At 60.3% G+C, this 18,753-nt stretch carries 18 protein-coding genes; 7 read left to right on the top strand and 11 right to left on the bottom strand.

The window, feature by feature from the left end:
* Window positions 1-8: 8 nt before the first annotated feature.
* The 3 genes from FRT59_RS25425 to FRT59_RS25415 all read right to left on the bottom strand — a co-directional run bounded on the left by FRT59_RS25425 (window position 9) and on the right by FRT59_RS25415 (window position 1,190).
* Window positions 9-344, bottom strand: a complete 336-nt coding sequence (locus FRT59_RS25425) for a hypothetical protein (protein ID WP_198809657.1) — start codon at window positions 342-344, stop codon at window positions 9-11.
* Between the two features lie 99 nt (window positions 345-443).
* Window positions 444-797 (bottom strand): gamma-glutamylcyclotransferase family protein, encoded by a 354-nt coding sequence (locus tag FRT59_RS25420; RefSeq protein WP_153872696.1) that lies wholly within the window; start codon window positions 795-797, stop codon window positions 444-446.
* 9 nt (window positions 798-806) lie between these two features.
* On the bottom strand, window positions 807-1,190 hold the full coding sequence (locus FRT59_RS25415) for a DUF2784 domain-containing protein (protein WP_153872695.1): 384 nt from the start codon (window positions 1,188-1,190) through the stop codon (window positions 807-809).
* A 109-nt stretch (window positions 1,191-1,299) separates the two neighbouring features.
* On the opposite strand from FRT59_RS25415, the gene FRT59_RS25410 reads away from it, so the two are divergent.
* On the top strand, window positions 1,300-1,986 hold the full coding sequence (locus FRT59_RS25410; RefSeq protein ID WP_153872694.1) for an HAD-IA family hydrolase: 687 nt from the start codon (window positions 1,300-1,302) through the stop codon (window positions 1,984-1,986).
* A gap of 158 nt (window positions 1,987-2,144) precedes the next feature.
* Here FRT59_RS25410 and FRT59_RS25405 read toward each other — a convergent pair whose 3' ends face one another.
* On the bottom strand, window positions 2,145-2,891 hold the full coding sequence (locus tag FRT59_RS25405; protein WP_153872693.1) for a 3-oxoacyl-ACP reductase family protein: 747 nt from the start codon (window positions 2,889-2,891) through the stop codon (window positions 2,145-2,147).
* Between the two features lie 106 nt (window positions 2,892-2,997).
* On the opposite strand from FRT59_RS25405, the gene FRT59_RS25400 reads away from it, so the two are divergent.
* On the top strand, window positions 2,998-3,921 hold the full coding sequence (locus tag FRT59_RS25400; RefSeq protein ID WP_034120703.1) for a LysR family transcriptional regulator: 924 nt from the start codon (window positions 2,998-3,000) through the stop codon (window positions 3,919-3,921).
* Window positions 3,922-3,926: 5 nt separating this feature from the next.
* Here the strand turns inward: FRT59_RS25400 and FRT59_RS25395 are convergent, their stop codons facing one another.
* From FRT59_RS25395 to FRT59_RS25385, 3 genes are all read right to left on the bottom strand, one after another.
* On the bottom strand, window positions 3,927-4,655 hold the full coding sequence (locus FRT59_RS25395; protein ID WP_153872692.1) for an aspartate/glutamate racemase family protein: 729 nt from the start codon (window positions 4,653-4,655) through the stop codon (window positions 3,927-3,929).
* A 13-nt stretch (window positions 4,656-4,668) separates the two neighbouring features.
* The gene (locus FRT59_RS25390; protein ID WP_153872691.1) at window positions 4,669-6,198 is read right to left on the bottom strand and encodes an NCS1 family nucleobase:cation symporter-1; all 1,530 of its coding nucleotides are present in this window, start codon (window positions 6,196-6,198) and stop codon (window positions 4,669-4,671) included.
* A 475-nt stretch (window positions 6,199-6,673) separates the two neighbouring features.
* Window positions 6,674-7,408 (bottom strand): phosphoadenylyl-sulfate reductase, encoded by a 735-nt coding sequence (locus FRT59_RS25385; protein ID WP_005790417.1) that lies wholly within the window; start codon window positions 7,406-7,408, stop codon window positions 6,674-6,676.
* A 152-nt stretch (window positions 7,409-7,560) separates the two neighbouring features.
* Between FRT59_RS25385 and thrH the strand changes: the two genes are divergently transcribed.
* On the top strand, window positions 7,561-8,178 hold the full coding sequence (gene thrH, locus FRT59_RS25380; protein WP_034120700.1) for a bifunctional phosphoserine phosphatase/homoserine phosphotransferase ThrH: 618 nt from the start codon (window positions 7,561-7,563) through the stop codon (window positions 8,176-8,178).
* Between the two features lie 138 nt (window positions 8,179-8,316).
* On the opposite strand, the gene pabB is transcribed toward thrH, so the two are convergent.
* The 4 genes from pabB to rloA all read right to left on the bottom strand — a co-directional run bounded on the left by pabB (window position 8,317) and on the right by rloA (window position 12,821).
* On the bottom strand, window positions 8,317-9,660 hold the full coding sequence (gene pabB, locus FRT59_RS25375) for an aminodeoxychorismate synthase component I (protein WP_153872690.1): 1,344 nt from the start codon (window positions 9,658-9,660) through the stop codon (window positions 8,317-8,319).
* 100 nt (window positions 9,661-9,760) lie between these two features.
* Window positions 9,761-10,747, bottom strand: coding sequence for an alpha-L-glutamate ligase-like protein (locus FRT59_RS25370; protein ID WP_057701050.1), 987 nt, complete (start codon window positions 10,745-10,747; stop codon window positions 9,761-9,763).
* Window positions 10,747-12,279, bottom strand: coding sequence for an osmotic stress tolerance membrane protein RloB (gene rloB, locus FRT59_RS25365; protein WP_034120698.1), 1,533 nt, complete (start codon window positions 12,277-12,279; stop codon window positions 10,747-10,749). The genes FRT59_RS25370 and rloB overlap by 1 nt, the downstream gene beginning before the upstream one ends.
* Window positions 12,280-12,284: 5 nt before the next feature.
* Window positions 12,285-12,821 carry a retropepsin-like aspartic peptidase RloA gene (gene rloA, locus FRT59_RS25360; protein WP_034120697.1) on the bottom strand — a complete coding sequence of 179 codons (537 nt, stop codon included), beginning with the start codon at window positions 12,819-12,821 and terminating at the stop codon, window positions 12,285-12,287.
* Between the two features lie 271 nt (window positions 12,822-13,092).
* Between rloA and FRT59_RS25355 the strand changes: the two genes are divergently transcribed.
* From FRT59_RS25355 to acnD, 4 genes are all read left to right on the top strand, one after another.
* Window positions 13,093-13,806, top strand: coding sequence for a GntR family transcriptional regulator (locus FRT59_RS25355; protein ID WP_034120696.1), 714 nt, complete (start codon window positions 13,093-13,095; stop codon window positions 13,804-13,806).
* Entirely contained in the window at window positions 13,803-14,693 is an 891-nt protein-coding gene (gene prpB, locus FRT59_RS25350) for a methylisocitrate lyase (RefSeq protein ID WP_153872689.1), read from the top strand. The genes FRT59_RS25355 and prpB overlap by 4 nt, the downstream gene beginning before the upstream one ends.
* Before the next feature lie 130 nt (window positions 14,694-14,823).
* Window positions 14,824-15,951 (top strand): bifunctional 2-methylcitrate synthase/citrate synthase, encoded by a 1,128-nt coding sequence (prpC, locus tag FRT59_RS25345; RefSeq protein WP_153872688.1) that lies wholly within the window; start codon window positions 14,824-14,826, stop codon window positions 15,949-15,951.
* A 200-nt stretch (window positions 15,952-16,151) separates the two neighbouring features.
* Complete coding sequence (acnD, locus tag FRT59_RS25340; RefSeq protein WP_153872687.1) at window positions 16,152-18,746, top strand: Fe/S-dependent 2-methylisocitrate dehydratase AcnD; 2,595 nt, start codon at window positions 16,152-16,154, stop codon at window positions 18,744-18,746.
* The last annotated feature ends 7 nt before the right edge of the window (window positions 18,747-18,753 follow it).

Below are 18,753 nucleotides of genomic sequence, written 5' to 3'. Positions count from 1 at the left end.
TGCTTACTTTATTGCGCGTTTTTCAGCTTGATCACATCACCGGAAATCTTGGTGGTGTAGCCGTTCAGTACCCAGGCCCAGAACCACTTTTCCTGCACTTGGGTGTTGATCAGCGCGTCGCCGCCTTTGGCCTTGATGGCAGCATCCTGGGCGCGTACGAAACGGTTGTTCTGGCCGATTGGGATGATGCCCAGCAGCATGATGCCGGTGGCGCTGGCTTCGCTGTGGCCGATGACGGTGTATTGGCTTGCGTCGTATTGCGGGGTTTTCATGGCGGTGCCGGTGCAACCTGCCAAGGTGAAACCAAGAACGGCGGCTGCAACTACTTTACTGACGTATTTCACGTGTAACTCCATGGGCTAGATCTCGAGATTCAATTCTCGGGGGGCGACACTCTAAGCGCTCAGTTGGCAGATTGAAATCAACCAGCCAAGGTTTCATGTTCAGGCTTGCACGTACACCCAGGCTGTCAGGCCCGACGCCAATGCCACTGAAACGCGCTTGTAGTCCGACACTTCATAGGCATCGGCTGCCGCGAGTTCCTGTTCGGAAATCTGAAAGACCATGCCTTCAACGCTGCAGCCCTTTTCCGTGGTGGGCGCGACGATGGGGTGGTGGGTCTTGCCGCTGGTGGCCAATACGGCGGGGTCGGTGATCTCTACCCAGCTTTGGGAGTAGCCCAGCATCGCGTCGTGCTGGCCGAGGAGTTCGCGGCCGAAGTTGGCCAGTTGTACGGCTTTGTCTTGCAGGGTGCCGTAGGAAAACAGCAGTACGGGAAATTCGGTGGAGTGTTCCATTGGGGATCCTTAAAGGTTCAGGCTAGTAGGTCTACGGAGAAGGCGCCGGATAACCAGCCCATACACTGTGACGTTGATCACCACCACCACCGCCCCCAGCATCAGTTGAATATTCGGAGTGAGCCCGGCGGGGTAGATCAGCGTCAGGATGTAGTGCTCGATAAACCCGCCCCCATAACCGTCCTGCCCGGCCATGTGGCGAAACAGGTTTTCCCAGCGGGTGAGCGGGCAGGGCAGGTGGAGCACCTCCACGGCGATTCCCCAGGCAACGGCGGGCAAGTGCAGCCACATCACCCGTGGCCACTTCAGGGTGAGCAGGCCGCCGAACAGCACGAACAGGATAAAGGTCAGGTGAAACAGCACGAGGCCGTCGGCGGCTAAACGGTAGAGCATTATAAGTACTTCGAAATAAGGGGGCTGACAGTCTAAAGGGTTGCTTGCCGGCAAGCGTGGCCGTTATTGTGCTGAATCCTTTTAGTCCTTGCCCTAAGGTTGTGTTGTGATGAATGCACCGCGTACCGCTGTCCCGATCAAGGCCGTGATTTTCGATATGGACGGGTTGTTGCTGGATACCGAAGGCATCTACACCGAAGTCACGCAGATCATCGCCGAGCGCTATGGCCGTACCTATGACTGGGGGATCAAGCAGCACATTATTGGGCGGGGTGCCCAGGATCTGGCCGATTACGTGGTCAAGGCGCTGGACTTGCCGATCACGCCTGCCGAGTTTCTGGAGATTCGCGAACCGCTGATGAGCGAGCGTTTTCCCAAGGCCCTGGGCATGCCGGGCGCCGAGGCGTTGGTGCGGCACTTGAAGGCGCACAATATTCCGATTGCGGTGGGCACCAGTTCCTCGCGCAACTCGTTCGGCCACAAGACTACCCTGCACCGCGAATGGTTTGGTCTGTTCGACACTATCGTCACTGCGGACGACCCCGAAGTCGGCGCCGCCAAGCCAGCGCCGGACATCTTCCTCACCGCCGCGCGCCGTTTGGGTGTCGCGCCCGAGGATTGCCTGGTGTTCGAAGACTCGCCGTTCGGCGTGACTGCAGCGAAGGCTGCTCACATGACCGCTATTGCCGTGCCCGATGAAGCCATGGCTGACAGCAAGTACCAGCATGCTGACCAGATCATCCGCAAGCTCGCCGACTTTGACCTGGCGGCCTACGGCTTGCCACCCATGTCCTGACCCAATAAGGTCAAAATGTGGGAGGGGCGGTGCGACGATTCGACTTGCTCCCGATAGCGGTGTATCAGTCAGTTATCTATAGCTGACCCACCGCCATCGGGAGCAAGTCGAATCGTCGCACCGCCCCTCCCACATTTGGTTTGCGGTTCTCCCAAAAATCAGGCGCTGAAACCACCGTCGATGGTCAGGCTGGCACCCGTGATATACCCGGCTTCCGGCCCAGCGAGATACGCCACAAAGCTGGCAATCTCCTCCACATGCCCATACCTGCCTACCGCCATCAACCCAATCAAGCTCTCGGCAAACTCACTGTTCGCCGGGTTCATATCGGTATCCACCGGCCCAGGCTGCACGTTATTGATGGTGATACCCCGTGGCCCCAGATCCCGCGCCAAACCCTTGGTCAAACCCACCAGCGCCGCCTTGCTCATCGCGTAAGGGCCGCCACCACCAAATGGCATGCGCTCGGCATTGGTGCTGCCGATATTGATCACGCGGCCACCTTCGCCCATGTGCTTGGCGGCTTCCTGGGTGGCGATAAATACGCTACGCACGTTGATCGCCAGGGTCTGGTCGAAGTCTTCCAGCGTGAAGTCTTCCAGCGGGGCGACGGCTAGCACGCCGGCGTTATTGACCAGGATATCCAGGCGCCCAAACGCTTCCACCGTGGCATTGACCGCATTGCGAATCGCCGTGGCATCGGCGCTGTCGGCGTGAATCGCCAGGGCTTTGCCGCCTTCGCTGATCACGCTGTTCTGCAATGCTTCGGCCTTGGCAGTCGAACTGACATAGGTAAAGGCGACGGCAGCACCTTGGGCGGCGAGGCGCTTGACGATGGCGGCGCCGATACCGCGGGAACCGCCTTGGACCAAGGCGACTTTGCCGGTGAGGTTGGATGTAGTCATGTCGATCTCCGAGTAGTTGATGGGCCGAGTATCGACCTCACCCGTTCGAGCCGGTAGACCGTGGTTGCTATAGTCTGTGTAAACCAAAAGTTTAGAGTGGGACGGTATGGAGAGCTTTGGCAGTATCGAATGCTTTGTGCGCAGCGCCGAGGGTGGCAGTTTTGCCGAGGCTGCCCGGCACCTGAGCCTGACCCCGGCAGCCGTGGGCAAAAGCGTCGCCAAGCTGGAGGGGCGCCTGGGTGTGCGGCTTTTCCAGCGCAGCACCCGGCGCCTCACCCTGACCGAAGCCGGCAAGCTGTTTCTTGACGAGGTCAGCGGCAGTCTCACCACCATCCAGAACGCCGTGGCCAACCTGGCCAGCGCCGAAGGGCGGCCGGTGGGCACGCTCAAGGTCAGCATGGGCACAGTATTCGGCAATCGTTATGTTGTGCCGCTGCTGGGGGCGTTCATGCGGCGTTTTCCGGATATCAGTCCCGACTGGCATTTCGATAACCGCCAGGTCGACCTGATCGGCCAAGGGTTTGATGCTGCCATTGGCGGTGGTTTTGAATTGCCCCAGGGCGTGGTGGCGCGCAAGTTGACGCCTGCGCACCGGATACTGGTGGCCTCACCGGACTACTTGGCGCAGCGTGCGCCCGTGCGGGTGCCCGAAGATTTATCGCGCTGCCTTGGCATCCTGATCCGCTCACCGCAAACCGGCCGCGTGCGTTCCTGGCAACTGACCCGCGCTGACCGCGAACAGCGCCCGCTGATGCTCAAGCCAAAGATGACGATGAGCGACTCCGAAGCCGCCTGCTTCGCCAGCGCCCAAGGCTTGGGTATTGCGCTGGTAAGCATGCCCATGGCCGTGCCGTTCCTCGACAGTGGCGCGGTGGTGCGAGTGCTGCCGGATTGGTACGTCGACGACGGTAATATTTCCATTTATTACGCCGAACACAAACTGCTACCCGGCAAAACCCGGGCGTTTGTAGATTTCATCATCGAGCAGTTTGCCGAGCAGCGGTTGGCACAAAGATTCAGTGCAGTCTAACGGCTTCATTGGCCGAACTTGCCGGGCCAACCGATGACTTTCTTCGGCCTTGGCGCCGCATAAGTCCTGACTTTGGATGTCGACAATCCCAACCGCACCAACGATTCGGCGATCATCACCGCCGCCGTCACCCCGTCCACCACCGGCACCCCGGTGCGCTGGCGAATCTGCTCATCCAGCCCGGCCATGCCCCCGCAACCCAGGCAAATAACCTCAGCCTTGTCGTCGCGGATGGCCAGTTCCGCCTGGCGCACGATGGCCTCCATGGCAGCCGGCGGGTCTTCTTCCAACTCCAGCACCGCCATGCCACTGGCGCGCACCGATGCACAACGCTGGTACAGGCCAGCGAGTTTCAGCCGGTCTTCAATCAGCGGTACCGTGCGGTCCAGGGTGGTGACCACCGAGTAGGCATGCCCCAGGAACATCGCGGTGCTGGCTGCCGCTTCGGTGATATCCACCACCGGCACATTGAGCAATTCCTGCAAGCCTTCACGGCCATGTTCGCCGTAGCCGGCCTGGATCACCGCATCAAACGGCTGATCGTAGGCCATGACCCGGTCCATCACGGCGATGGCCGCCAGGTAGCTTTCAAAATTACCCTCCACCGATTCTGCGCCGAAGTAGGGGGTGAGCCCGACTATCTCGGTGCCCGGTGACGCGATGGCTCGCGCTTGCTGGGCGATGGTTTCAGTGATGGATTCGGTGGTGTTGACGTTGACCACGAGGATGCGCATGGAATGTCCTTATTTAATGGCTGACGTTATCGACGGCAATGCTTTCGCCGCTGACATCGGCGTAGTGCGGTTGGCGCTTGGCGATCAGCAGGTACAGCAGCCCCGCAATACCGGCGCCAAACAACCAGGAAAACGGCGAGACACTGGCAAATCCCGGCAACAGCGCCAGCAGAATGGCGATCACCGCCGCAGGAATAAACGCCGCCACTGCGCGCATATTCACCCCACGGCTGTAGTAATAAACGCCATGGGGGTCTTCGCTATACAGCTGTGGCACATCCACCTGGCTTTTACGGATCAGCCAGTAATCGACCATGATCACCCCATATAACGGCCCCAGCAGCGCGCCCAGGCCGGAGAGGAAGTACACGATCACCAACGGGCTGTTGTAGAGGTTCCACGGCAGGATCAGCACCGCCACGAAGGCGCTGATCAACCCGGCGCGCCGGAAGTTCAGGTACTTGGGTGCCAGGTTGCTCAGCACAAAGGCCGGGGCGACGAAGTTGGCCATGATGTTCACCGCCACGGTGACGATCAGGAAGGCCAGGCAGCCGAGCACGAGGAAGAAGGTGTTGGGGATCGCCGCGATGATTTCGGTCGGGCTTTCGATCACCCGGCCATTGAGTTGGAACTGCCCGCCGCACAGCAGCACGGTGATAGCGGCAAACACCAGGATATTCACCGGCAGGCCCCAGAAGTTGCCGACCTTGATGGTCTTGCGGCACGGCGACGAGCGGGCGAAATCACAGAAGTTGAGGATCAAGGTGCCGTAGATCGCCAGCCACAGTGCGCCACCGGCAAATATATTGCGCCACATCTCGCCGCCGCTCAGTGGCTCGCGGATCGACCAGGCGATAACGCCGCCCGCCTGGTAATACATCCAGCCGGCCAACGCCGCCACAGTGAGCAAAATCACCGGCCCGGCGAAGCCTTCGTAGCGACGTACCATTTCCATGCCGTAGGCGAGGATTACTAACTGCACCAGCCAGATTGTCACAAAACACGCCCAGCCCAAGGTCGACAAACCGAGGATCGAGTTGTGGTCATAGTCGGCAAAACTCGGATGAATTGCGGTCAGCAATACGCGGAAAACGACCGATGCAAGGTAGGTCTGGATACCAAACCAGGCAATCGCAATCACCGCGCGAATCAACGCCGGAATCTGCGCGCCGTGAATACCGAAACTGATTCGGCTGATCACTGGAAACGGCACACCCGTCTTCTGCCCCATGTACCCCGACAAGTTCATGAAGAAGTACACCAGCGCCGCGCCGATCCCCAGGGACAGCAAGATCTGCCAACCGCCCAGCCCCAACGCATATAAGCCGATCGCGAATGAGTAGTTGGCGATGTTGTGAACGTCATTGGTCCACAACGCAAAGATGCTGTATCGCCCCCAGCGCCTGCCTTCGACTTTGGTGGGGGCCAGGTCCTTGTTATGCAGGCGCGGGCTGAGTACCAGTGGGCCGGGGCCTGTGCCCGCGGGGGTCAGGGCGGAGGAGGGCAGGTCCAGTGCGATATTGCTCGAGAGACTTGTACGCATTCCGGCAGGCTCCAGCACATCTGCAGCAAAGCGGCGGATGGCAAAGTGTATGTAGGTTTTGTATTGATTGTATACAAAGCGTACTTTTCACTAAGCCACATGCGTGCCAGTTTTCGATATATAAAAAACGAGGTTAATTTCTTTTTAACACGATATTTAAATAAACTACTGAATTAAAACAAATATAAATTGACCGATTGAACAGGTATTTATTTTTTGATTGGGAATGGCGCGATTCAGATAGGAGGGAACTAGCAAAGAGGGATGTTACGTTTTGGTGCGCTGGATTATAAGTTGCACACAAAAATGGCACCGATGGTTACATAGTTGTGTACATTTTAAAGCTATGCACAAAACAAGTGTGGGAGGGGGCTTGCCCCCGATGACGGTGTATCAGTCAGCAAATCTGTGGCTGACCCACCGCTACCGGAAGCAAGCTCCCTCCCACACTTTTTAGCGCATCAACTTTCGGGCTTCATGCCTTGCTGATGATATTCCCCGCATGCAGCCCGCATTCTTTCTGCGTGGCTTCTTCCCACCACCAGCGGCCTTCACGCTCATGCTGGTTAGGCAATACCGGGCGGGTGCAGGGCTCGCAGCCAATGCTGATAAACCCGCGCTCATGCAGGCTGTTGTAGGGCAGTTCCAGCATGCGGATATAACCCCAGACCTCTTCGCTGGTCATCTGTGCCAGCGGGTTGAACTTGTACAGGGTGCGTTCCGGGGTAGAAAAGGCCGTGTCGATTTCCAGCGCCGCCACCTGGCTGCGGGTGCCGGGGCTCTGGTCGCGGCGCTGGCCGGTGGCCCAGGCACTTACGCCCGCGAGTTTGCGGCGCAATGGTTCGATCTTGCGGATGCCGCAGCATTCGCCATGGCCGTCCTTATAGAAGCTGAACAAACCCTTTTCTTTGACGAAGGGTTCCAGCTTGCTCTGGTCTGGCGAGATCAGTTCGATGTCGATTTTGTAGAACTCACGCACCTGCTCGATAAACCGGTAGGTCTCCGGGTGCAGGCGGCCGGTGTCGAGGCTGAACACCTTGACGTTCTTGTTCAGCTTCCAGGCCATGTCCACCAGCACCACATCCTCGGCACCGCTGAAGGAAATCCACAGGTCATCACCGAACTGGCTGAACGCCAGCTTGAGAATGTCCTGGGCAGACTTGTTGGCATAAGTCGCGGCGAGTTCAGCGACGTCGAAGGCTTGGTTCATCAGGACGGTTCCTACAGGTCAATGGCGCTGAGCGCTCTATAGGGGGGCGATGGTATCAAAATCCGTCCCGCGTTGCGGCGGCGTGCTTGAGTCGCTAGAGTTCGGCAGTCCTTTTGCTCGCTCAACTAACAACATCTATATGGGAGTGTCTTGTGGAAATTGCCTGTCTTGACCTGGAAGGGGTGCTGGTTCCGGAAATCTGGATCGCCTTTGCCGAAAAAACCGGTATTGAATCCCTGCGCGCCACCACCCGCGACATTCCCGACTACGATGTGCTGATGCAGCAGCGCCTGCGCATCCTCGATGAGCACGGGCTCAAACTGGCCGATATCCAGGAAGTGATCGCCACCCTCAAGCCGCTGGACGGAGCCATCGAGTTCGTCAACTGGCTGCGTGAGCGCTTCCAGGTGGTGATCCTGTCCGACACCTTCTACGAATTCTCCCAGCCGCTGATGCGCCAGTTGGGCTTCCCGACCTTGCTCTGCCACCGCCTGATTACCGATGAGAATGATCGGGTGGTGAGCTACCAACTGCGCCAGAAAGACCCCAAGCGCCAATCGGTATTGGCGTTCAAGAGCCTCTACTACCGTGTGATCGCGGCTGGTGATTCCTACAACGACACCACGATGCTGGGTGAAGCTGATCGTGGGATTCTATTCCATGCGCCGCAGAATGTGATTCGTGAGTTCCCCCAGTTCCCGGCGGTGCACACGTTTGAGGAGTTGAAGCGGGAGTTCATCAAGGCGTCGAATCGGCAGTTGACTCTGTAAGTTATATAGCGAGGCGGGTGGCCCCATCGCGGGCAAGCCCGCTCCCACATTGGACTGCGTTCCTCCAGGATAAACGCAGTCCAATGTGGGAGGATGAGGCCGGCGCAGTCAGCCTCTACAGCCCTGGAAGGGAGTGCTCTACAAACTTTCCAACGTTTGCAACAACACCCGCACCTTCGTCAACGACTCCTGATACTCCGCCTGCCACTCTGAATCCGCCACAATCCCGCCGCCGCCCCAGCAACATACTTGCCCATCCTTGACCAGCAAACTGCGAATCGCGATGGAACTGTCCATCTCGCCGCGCACGTCCAGGTACACCAGCGAGCCGCAGTACAGCCCGCGGCGGGTGGGCTCCAGTTCGTCGATGATCTGCATGGCGCGAATCTTCGGCGCGCCGGTGATGGAGCCGCCGGGGAAGCTGCCGGCGATGAGGTCCAAGGCGTCTTTATCGTCGGCCAATACGCCGGTGACGCTGCTCACCAAGTGATGCACGTTGGGGTAGCTTTCCAGGCTGAACAACTCCGGCACGTTCACCGAGCCGATGCGGCAACTGCGGCCGAGGTCGTTGCGCAGCAGGTCGACGATCATCAGGTTCTCTGCGCGATCCTTGGGGCTGGCCAGCAGTTCGGCGGCGTTGGCGGCATCCTCTTGCGGCGTTAAACCGCGAGGGCGGGTGCCCTTGATCGGGCGGGTCTCGACCTGACGTTCGCTGATGCGCACAAAGCGTTCCGGCGACAGGCTCAGCACTGCGCCGTCATCCGGCAGGCTCTGGAACCCGGAAAATGGCGTCGGGCAGGCTTCGCGCAGGGCGCAATAGGCTGCCCAGGGATCACCCATGCATGGCGCGCGAAAGCGCTGGGCGAAGTTGACCTGGTAGCAGTCGCCGGCCTGGATGTAGTCCTGGATACGCACGATGGCTTGGCGGTAGGCCTCTGCGGTGAGGTCGGGCGCCATCGGGCCCTGGAGTTTGAACGTCGCAGAGGTGTCAACCGCGCCATGGCTGAACAGCGCGATCAGTCGTTGCCGTTCGCTATCCGCCAGCGTGGGATGAAACACCAGTTGGCTGCTCTGGGCCTGGTGGTCACTGATCAGCGCCCAGGCGTACAGCCCGAAGCGCGCATCCGGCAGGTGCAGGTCATCCACCGCCAGGTGCGGCATGTGCTCCAGGTGCCGACCGAAGTCGTAGCTCAGGTAGCCGATCAAGCCTCCGGCGAACGGCAACTGCAAACCAGCGGGGATTGCGGCTTCACCCAATCGCGAGAGGTTTTCGCGCAAGCGTTGCAGGAAAGCAGCGCCGCTTTCGTCAGGCGCTACCGTCAAGGTCGCTTCGGGCCAGGCGCTGAGCAGGTCGTAACGCCCACGCTCGGCCGTCGGTCGGCCGCTGTCGAGCAGCACCGCGCCGGGAGCATGGCGAATCGCCGCAAAATACTCGGCGGGGTTGGCCCGGTAGGGCAATGGGTGTACGGAGCAGGTCAACATGCGGGGTTGGATCAGCTAATGGCGCGGGGAGGGGGATTGTAGTCCCCTGTAGGATTTGCTCCTAGAGGGGATGTCGGGGATAGACGGTTCGAAGACCGGATCAGCCTTCCACGGGCGGAATATGCCCGAACATCTCCTGCACGAACTTCACCCGTTCTTCCGGGGTTTCCGTCACGCCGGCAGTCTTGAGTTCTTCCAGCCGCGCTTCCACCGCATGGGTGCGCAAGGTCAAGCCGCAGTCATTGGCAATCTGGATGTTCAGCCCCGGCCGCGCATTCAGTTCAAGGATCAGCGGGCCTTTTTCCTGGTCCAGCACCATGTCCACGCCGATATAACCCAGCCCGCACAGCTCATAGCAGCCGGCCGCGAGCTTCATGAAACCGTCCCAATTAGGCAGTTGCACACCATCCACGGCATTGGTGGTGTCAGGGTGCTTGGTGATGATGTTGTTCAGCCAGGTGCCGCGCAGGGTCAGGCCGGTGGCCAGGTCGACGCCCACGCCAATCGCGCCCTGGTGCAGGTTGGCCTTGCCGCCGGACTGGCGGGTCGGCAAGCGCAGCATGGCCATTACCGGGTAGCCCATCAGCACGATGATGCGGATATCCGGCACGCCTTCGTAGCTGATGCTCTTGAAGATCTGGTCGGGCACCACCCGGTATTCGATCAGCGCGCGGTCGCGGTGGCCGCCCAGGGAGTACAGGCCGGTGAGGATGCTGGAAATCTGGTGCTCGATCTCTTCATGGCTGATGATCTTGCCTGACACTGTGCGATAGCGCCCTTCAAACCGGTCGGCCACCACCAAAATGCCGTCACCGCCGGCACCCTGGGCTGGCTTGATCACGAAGTCGCTGCGCCCCCCGATAATCTCGTCGAGCTTGTCGATTTCCTTTTCGGTGGAGATCACCCCGTACATTTCCGGTACATGGATGCCGGCCGCCAGGGCCCGTTCCTTGGTGATGATCTTGTCATCCACGATCGGGTACAGGCTGCGCTTGTTGTACTTGAGCACGTAGTCGGCGTTACGCCGGTTGATGCCCATGATCCCCCGCGCTTCGAGGGCCTTCCAGGTCTTCCAGAAGCCGAACATCAGGAGTCAGCCTTCAAGAACGCCTTGAAGCGCACCAGCTCGGTGAGGCGGTAGCCGCGATAACGACCCATGGCCAGCATGAAGCCCACCAGGATCAACAGGATCGCCGGGAACGTGAACACGAAGTAGATCAGCTCCGGCACGCTCATGATGAGGTGCGCCAGGGACGCGGCGAACAGCGTGCCAATCGCCACTTTCAGCGCATGGTTGGCGCCACGCTCCTCCCAGGTGATCGACAGGCGTTCGATGGTCATGGTCAGGATCACCATCGGGAACAGCGCCACCGACAAGCCCCGCTCCAGCCCCAGCTTGTGGCTGAACAGGCTGATGGCGGCAATCAGCACTACCACGAAGGTCAACACCACCGACAGCCTCGGCAGCATCTGCAGTTTCAAGTGCTCCAGGTACGACCTGAGGGACAACCCGAGCGCTGTGATAATCGTAAACAGCACAATCCCGAAGCCCAGTTGCGTCTCGCGGAACGCCAGGGCGATCAGCACCGGGGTAAAGGTACCCAGGGTCTGCAGGCCGATCAGGTTGCGCAGGATCAGGATCACCAGCACGCCAATCGGGATCATCACCATGATCATGAAGGTTTGCTGGGTTTGCAGCGGCAGGCCGTACAGCGAGTATTCGAGGAAGTTGGCGTCGGTGTTTTCGTCGGTCAGCTTGGCCAGGCGGATGGCGTTCATCTCGCTGTTGTTCAGGCTGAAGGTCACCATGGCTTTCTTGCCGCCATCGACTGTGATCAGGTTTTCATCGCCGGTCCACCACAGCAGGCGGTCGGCCGGCAGGCCCTGTTCGCCGGTTTCCGGGTTGAAGTACAGCCAGTCATTGCCATTGAAGCTGCGCAGCCACAGTTCCGGGGTTTGCGGCTGGTCGGCCACCAGGCGGATGGTGTGGACTTTCTCTACCGGCACATGGGCGATGGACAGCAGCAGTTCGACAATCTTGGCCTTGTGCGGCGTCGACGGGTCGCCGGCCAGCAACAGTTTCACGTTGTCGTCGTTGAGGTTGTTGGTGCGCTTGATGGCTTCGCTGATAAAGGTCTCGACATCGGCCGAGTGTTGACGGATCGGCGCCAGCAAGGCTTCGGCGGCGATCTTCTCCGGGCCTTCCACGGCGATGCTGTCGCGGAAGGTCGGGCCCTTGATCTTGACCTTCTCGCCGCTGTAGCGCTTGGTCAATACCAGGCGGTAATACAGGGTCTGGTTGCCCTTGGCCCGGCGCGCCGACCAGGTGACTTTGCGGTTGCCGTCGATGCGGTTGACGCTCACCCCGTAGTTGTTCGAGATAAAGCTTTCATTAAGGCTGACGAAGTCGCGGCTCAGGGGCGGCACGAACATCTGGATCTTGACCGGGTCTTTCGGGTTGGCGACGAACTCGACCTTGGCGTCGATGTTCCACAAGTCGTCGGTGGCATCCTCGGTAACGGGGATCCCCAACACGAAAATCTGATAGGCGGTGACCGAAATGCCGAGCACCACCAACAAGGTGATCAGGATTTTCAGGTGCAGGGTCAGAGAGCGCATTCGGTTTACTCGGCGGTATGAGCGTCGGCGGCGCAGGCAGGTTTGCCTGCTGCATATTTAAGACTGGGGTCGACCAGCGCATCAAAGCGTTTCAGCGCTTCGGAGCCGATCAGCAGCGGGTATTGGAAGGCGCTGCGGTCAGTCAAGTTCACTTCGATGCTGCGTAAAGCAGTGCCCATGCAGATATCCAGGGCAATCACCGGACGGGCGGTGTAGTTCTTGTCCTCATCGGGATCGTAGTCACCGGCGCGGCGCTTGATTTTGCTGACGCGGGCCAGGGGGCGTTCGATGGGGTGGGAGTGGGCGGTGTCGATGGCCAGGTAGAAGCGCACCCAGGATTCGCCGTTGCGCTTGAAGCGCTTGATATCGCGGGCACTCAGCGAAGCGGTCTTGGCGCCGGTGTCGAGTTTGGCCGCGACTTCCAGGTCGATACCCGCAAGCTTGGCGTATTCATTGAGGCCATACACCGTTTTCTCGGCGGCGATGCCAAGGCTCGGTATCAACAGTAGGCAGAAAAGCAGGGGGAAGGGCTTGAGTCTCATAAATCCTGAGGCGGTGCCGTGCGATGTTCAATTCAAGGCGACTGGCATTGCTGCGCAAACTCCCTCGTGCGCCGTTTCATCCAGAGATGTCAGGCAAATACGCCGGGCATTCTAACATGATGCTTTTTTGGCGCCAGCGCTGGCAGGCGGCCATGCCTGGTGGTCATCAACAAAGCGCATTAGACGATTGTCGACAATGTTCATTTATTCTTTGACTAATGCGGGGTGATTGGCTAGTTTTTGCGGCATTGCTTTTAAAGGTGTCGACAATATGCTCGGTCAGTCGGAAGTTCCGATAGCAGCGTCAGACGAATCCCAAACGATGTCCGAGAACGTCTTCCGGCGTATCCAGGCCGCCATCGTCAAAGGCGAGATCGCCCCCGGCAGCAAGATCTCCGAGCCGGAGCTGGCGCGTACCTACGGCATCAGCCGTGGCCCGCTGCGCGAAGCGATCCACCGCCTGGAAGGCCAGCGCCTGCTGGTGCGCGTGCCCCACGTCGGCGCGCGGGTGGTGTCCTTGAGCCACGCAGAGCTGATTGAGCTCTATGAAATCCGCGAGTCCCTGGAAGGCATGGCCTGCCGCCTGGCAGCCGAACGCATGACCGATGCGGAAATCGAAGAGCTGCGCCAGGTATTGCACACCCATGAACGGGATGCGGCGTTCCAGGCCGGTGTCGGCTATTACCAGCAGGAAGGCGACTTCGACTTTCATTACCGGATCATCCAGGGCGCCGGTAACCGCACCCTGACCCAGATGCTTTGCGGCGAGCTGTACCAATTGGTGCGTATGTATCGCATCCAGTTTTCCGCCACCCCCAATCGTCCACGCCAGGCCTTTGCCGAGCATCACCGCATTCTTGATGCGATTGCCGATCGCGACGGTGAACTGGCCGAACTGTTGATGCGCCGGCATATCGGTGCATCCAAACGCAACATCGCCCGTCACTTCCCGGACGGTGCTCCTTCATCACGAGGTGAGTCATGAGTTCCAACAACAGCACTCCCGGCCAGCGTTTCCGTGACGCAGTCGCCAGCGAACAGCCCTTGCAAGTGGTGGGCGCAATCAATGCCAACCACGCGCTGCTGGCCAAGCGCGCCGGTTTCAAGGCGATTTATCTGTCAGGTGGCGGCGTAGCGGCGGGTTCCCTCGGCGTGCCGGACCTGGGTATCACCGGCCTGGATGACGTACTCACCGACGTGCGCCGTATCACCGACGTGTGCGACCTGCCGTTGCTGGTGGACGTGGACACCGGTTTCGGCTCCTCGGCGTTCAACGTGGCGCGCACCGTCAAGTCGATGATCAAGTTCGGCGCCGCCGCTATCCATATCGAAGACCAGGTCGGCGCCAAGCGCTGCGGGCATCGCCCCAACAAAGAAATCGTGTCCCAGCAGGAAATGGTCGACCGCATCAAGGCCGCCGTGGATGCGCGCACCGATGACAGCTTCGTGATCATGGCGCGCACCGACGCCCTGGCTGTCGAGGGCCTGGAGTCCGCCCTTGAGCGTGCCGCCGCGTGTATCGAAGCCGGTGCCGACATGGTGTTCCCGGAAGCCATCACCGAGCTTGAGATGTACAAGCTGTTCGCCTCCCAGGTAAAGGCGCCGATCCTGGCTAACATTACCGAGTTTGGCGCGACCCCGCTGTACACCACCGAACAGTTGAAATCTGCCGATGTTTCCATCGTGCTGTACCCGCTCTCGGCCTTCCGCGCCATGAACAAAGCCGCCGAGAACGTCTACACCGCGATCCGTCGCGACGGCACCCAACAGAACGTGATCGACACCATGCAAACCCGCATGGAGCTTTACGATCGCATCGACTACCACACCTTCGAGCAGAAGCTCGACGCGCTGTTTGCCGCGAAAAAATAGACCCTGTGGGAGCGGGCTTGCTCGCGAATGCGGTGGTTCAGTCAGATAGTCAGCGACTGACACGACGCCTTCGCGAGCAAGCCCGCTCCCACAGGCGCCTCCCTAATAAATTCAAGATTGGAGAACGAACATGGCTGAAGCAAAAGTATTGAGTGGCGCCGGCCTGCGTGGCCAGGTAGCCGGGCAGACGGCGCTGTCCACCGTGGGCCAGGCCGGGGCTGGCCTGACCTATCGCGGCTACGACGTGCGCGAACTTGCCGCCGATGCGCAGTTTGAAGAGGTCGCCTACCTGCTGCTCTACGGCGAGCTGCCGACCAAGGCCGAACTGGCTGCCTACAGCGCCAAGCTGAGCAAGCTGCGTGATTTGCCCCAGGCGCTGAAGGAAGTGCTCGAGCGCATCCCTGCCGACGCTCACCCGATGGACGTAATGCGCACCGGTTGCTCGTTCCTGGGCAATATCGAGCCGGAAAAAGACTTCAGCGTGCAGCGCGATGTCACCGACCGCCTGCTCGCCGCGTTCCCGGCGATCATGTGCTACTGGTACCGCTTCAGCCACGACGGCAAGCGCATCGATTGCGTGACCGACGAGCCTTCCATTGGCGGCCACTTCCTGCACCTGCTGCATGGCAAGAAGCCGAGCGAACTGCACGTCAAGGTCATGAACGTGTCGCTGATCCTCTACGCCGAGCACGAATTCAACGCCTCGACCTTCACCGCGCGGGTGTGTGCCTCGACCTTGTCCGACCTGTATTCCTGCGTCACCGCCGCCATCGGCTCCCTGCGCGGCCCGCTGCACGGTGGTGCCAACGAAGCAGCGATGGAAATGATCCAGCGTTTCTCCTCGGCTGACGAAGCGGTTGAAGGCACCCTCGGCATGTTGGCGCGCAAAGACAAGATCATGGGCTTTGGCCACGCGATCTATAAAGACAGCGACCCGCGTAATGAAGTGATCAAGGGCTGGTCGAAAAAACTCGCTGACGAAGTGGGCGACACGGTGTTGTTCCCGGTGTCCGAAGCCATCGACAAGACGATGTGGGAACAGAAGAAACTGTTCCCCAACGCCGACTTCTACCATGCCTCGGCGTACCACTTCATGGGCATCCCGACCAAGTTGTTCACACCGATCTTCGTGTGCTCACGCCTGACTGGCTGGGCCGCGCATGTATTCGAGCAGCGTGCCAACAACCGCATCATCCGTCCAAGCGCCGAGTACATCGGCGTTGAGCAGCGCAAGTTCGTGCCAATCGAACGTCGCTGAGTGGGAAGGCCGGTGATTTTGAAGGTGTAACCGAATCAAATGTGGGAGCGGGCTTGCTCGCGAAAGCAGTGTGTCATTCAACACATCTGGCGGCTGTTCCACCGCTTTCGCGAGCAAGCCCGCTCCCACATTTTGATCGCATTCCACCTTGGATCAGCACTGGTTCTTCCTTTTGTAACTACCGTGACCGAGTCCTGACGATGAACACTGAATTTCGCAAACCGCTCCCCGGCAGCCGCCTGGATTTCTTCGACGCCCGTGCGGCAGTCGAAGCAATCACCCCCGGCGCCTACGCCACCTTGCCCTACACATCACGCGTGCTCGCCGAGAACCTGGTGCGCCGTTGCGACCCGGCCACGCTCAACGCGTCCCTGAGCCAATTGATCGAACGCAAGCGCGACCTCGATTTTCCCTGGTTCCCGGCCCGCGTGGTGTGCCATGACATCCTCGGCCAGACCGCCCTGGTTGATCTTGCCGGCCTGCGCGATGCCATCGCCCTGCAAGGCGGCGACCCGGCCCAGGTCAATCCGGTGGTGCCGACCCAACTGATCGTCGACCACTCGCTGGCCGTCGAAGCCGGTGGTTTCGACCCGCAGGCGTTCGAGAAAAACCGCGCTATCGAAGACCGTCGCAACGAAGACCGTTTCCACTTTATCGAGTGGACCAAAAAGGCCTTCAAGAACGTCGATGTGATCCCACCGGGCAACGGCATCATGCACCAGATCAACCTGGAGAAAATGTCCCCGGTGATTCAGGTGCGCGACGGTGTGGCGTTCCCGGATACCTGCGTCGGTACCGACAGTCACACCCCGCATGTGGATGCCCTGGGCGTGATCGCCATCGGCGTCGGCGGCCTGGAAGCCGAAAGCGTGATGCTCGGCCGTGCCTCGTGGATGCGCCTGCCGGAAAGCGTCGGTGTGGAACTGACCGGCAACCTGCAACCGGGCATCACCGCCACCGATATGGTGCTGGCGCTCACCGAGTTCCTGCGCCAGCAGAAAGTGGTCGGCGCCTGGCTGGAGTTCTTTGGCGAAGGCGCTTCGGCACTGACCCTGGGCGACCGTGCGACCATCTCCAACATGGCCCCTGAATACGGTGCCACGGCGGCGATGTTCTATATCGACCAGCAGACCATCGCCTACCTGAAACTGACCGGCCGTGAAGACGAGCAAGTCGCCCTGGTGGAGCAGTACGCCCGCCACACCGGCCTGTGGGCCGATGACCTCAAGGGCGCGCAATACGAGCGCGGCCTGACCTTTGACCTGTCCAGCGTCGTGCGCAACATGGCCGGCCCGAGCAATCCGCACGCCCGTGTGGCGACTCGCGATCTGGCGTCAAAAGGCATCTCTGGCCAGTGGGACGAAGTGCCCGGGCAAATGCCCGACGGCGCGGTGATCATCGCCGCCATCACCAGTTGCACCAACACCAGCAACCCGCGCAACGTGATTGCCGCCGGCCTCTTGGCGCGCAACGCCAACAAGCTCGGGCTGACCCGCAAACCGTGGGTCAAGTCGTCCCTGGCGCCGGGTTCGAAAACCGTGGCCATGTACCTGGAGGAAGCCGGCCTGGGCCATGAGCTGGAAAAACTCGGTTTCGGTGTGGTGGCGTTTGCCTGCACCACCTGCAACGGCATGTCCGGCGCGCTCGACCCGGTGATCCAGCAGGAAATCATCGACCGCGACCTGTACGCCACCGCCGTGTTGTCGGGCAACCGCAACTTCGACGGGCGGATTCACCCGTACGCCAAGCAAGCGTTCCTGGCGTCGCCGCCGTTGGTGGTGGCCTATGCGATTGCCGGCACCATCCGTTTCGATATCGAGAAGGACGTGCTCGGCCTGGACGCCGACGGCAAGGAAATCCGCCTGCAAGATATCTGGCCGAGCGACGAAGAGATCGACGCGGTGGTCAAGGCATCGGTCAAGCCCGAGCAGTTCCGCGCGGTGTACATTCCGATGTTCGCTATCCACGAAGACACCGGCCCCAAAGTCACCCCGCTGTACGACTGGCGCCCGCAGAGCACCTATATCCGCCGCCCACCGTATTGGGAAGGCGCGCTGGCCGGCGCCCGGCCGCTCAAGGGCATGCGCCCACTGGCGGTGCTGCCAGACAACATCACCACCGACCACCTGTCACCGTCCAACGCGATCATGCTCGACAGCGCCGCCGGTGAATACCTGGCGAAAATGGGCTTGCCGGAAGTCGACTTCAACTCCTACGCGACTCATAGGGGTGATCATTTGACTGCGCAGCGCGCTACCTTCGCCAACCCGAAACTGTTCAACGAAATGGTGCAGGAAAACGGCAAGGTCAAGCAGGGTTCCCTGGCGCGTATCGAGCCGGAAGGCAAGGTCACGCGGATGTGGGAAGCCATCGAGACCTACATGGAACGCAAGCAGCCGCTGATCATCATCGCAGGCGCCGACTACGGCCAGGGCTCGTCCCGCGACTGGGCCGCCAAGGGCGTACGCCTGGCCGGTGTGGAAGCGATTGCCGCCGAAGGCTTTGAGCGCATTCACCGCACCAACCTGGTGGGCATGGGCGTGTTGCCCCTGGAGTTCCTGCCGGGCACCGACCGCCACACCCTGCAGATCGACGGCAGTGAAACCTATGACGTGGTGGGTGAGCGCACACCGCGGGCGCAACTGACCCTGGTGATCAACCGCAAGAATGGCGAACGTGTCGAAGTGCCGGTGACCTGCCGCCTGGATACCGCCGAAGAAGTGTCGATCTACGAGGCGGGTGGCGTGTTGCAACGTTTCGCCCAGGACTTCCTGGAATCGGCGGCAACTGCCTGAAGAGGAT

It is taken from the genome of Pseudomonas haemolytica, assembly GCF_009659625.1.
Taxonomy (GTDB): Bacteria; Pseudomonadota; Gammaproteobacteria; order Pseudomonadales; family Pseudomonadaceae; genus Aquipseudomonas; species Aquipseudomonas haemolytica.
The sequence above is the reverse complement of the archived record's forward strand: the minus strand, read 5'-3'. Positions and strand labels throughout refer to the sequence as shown.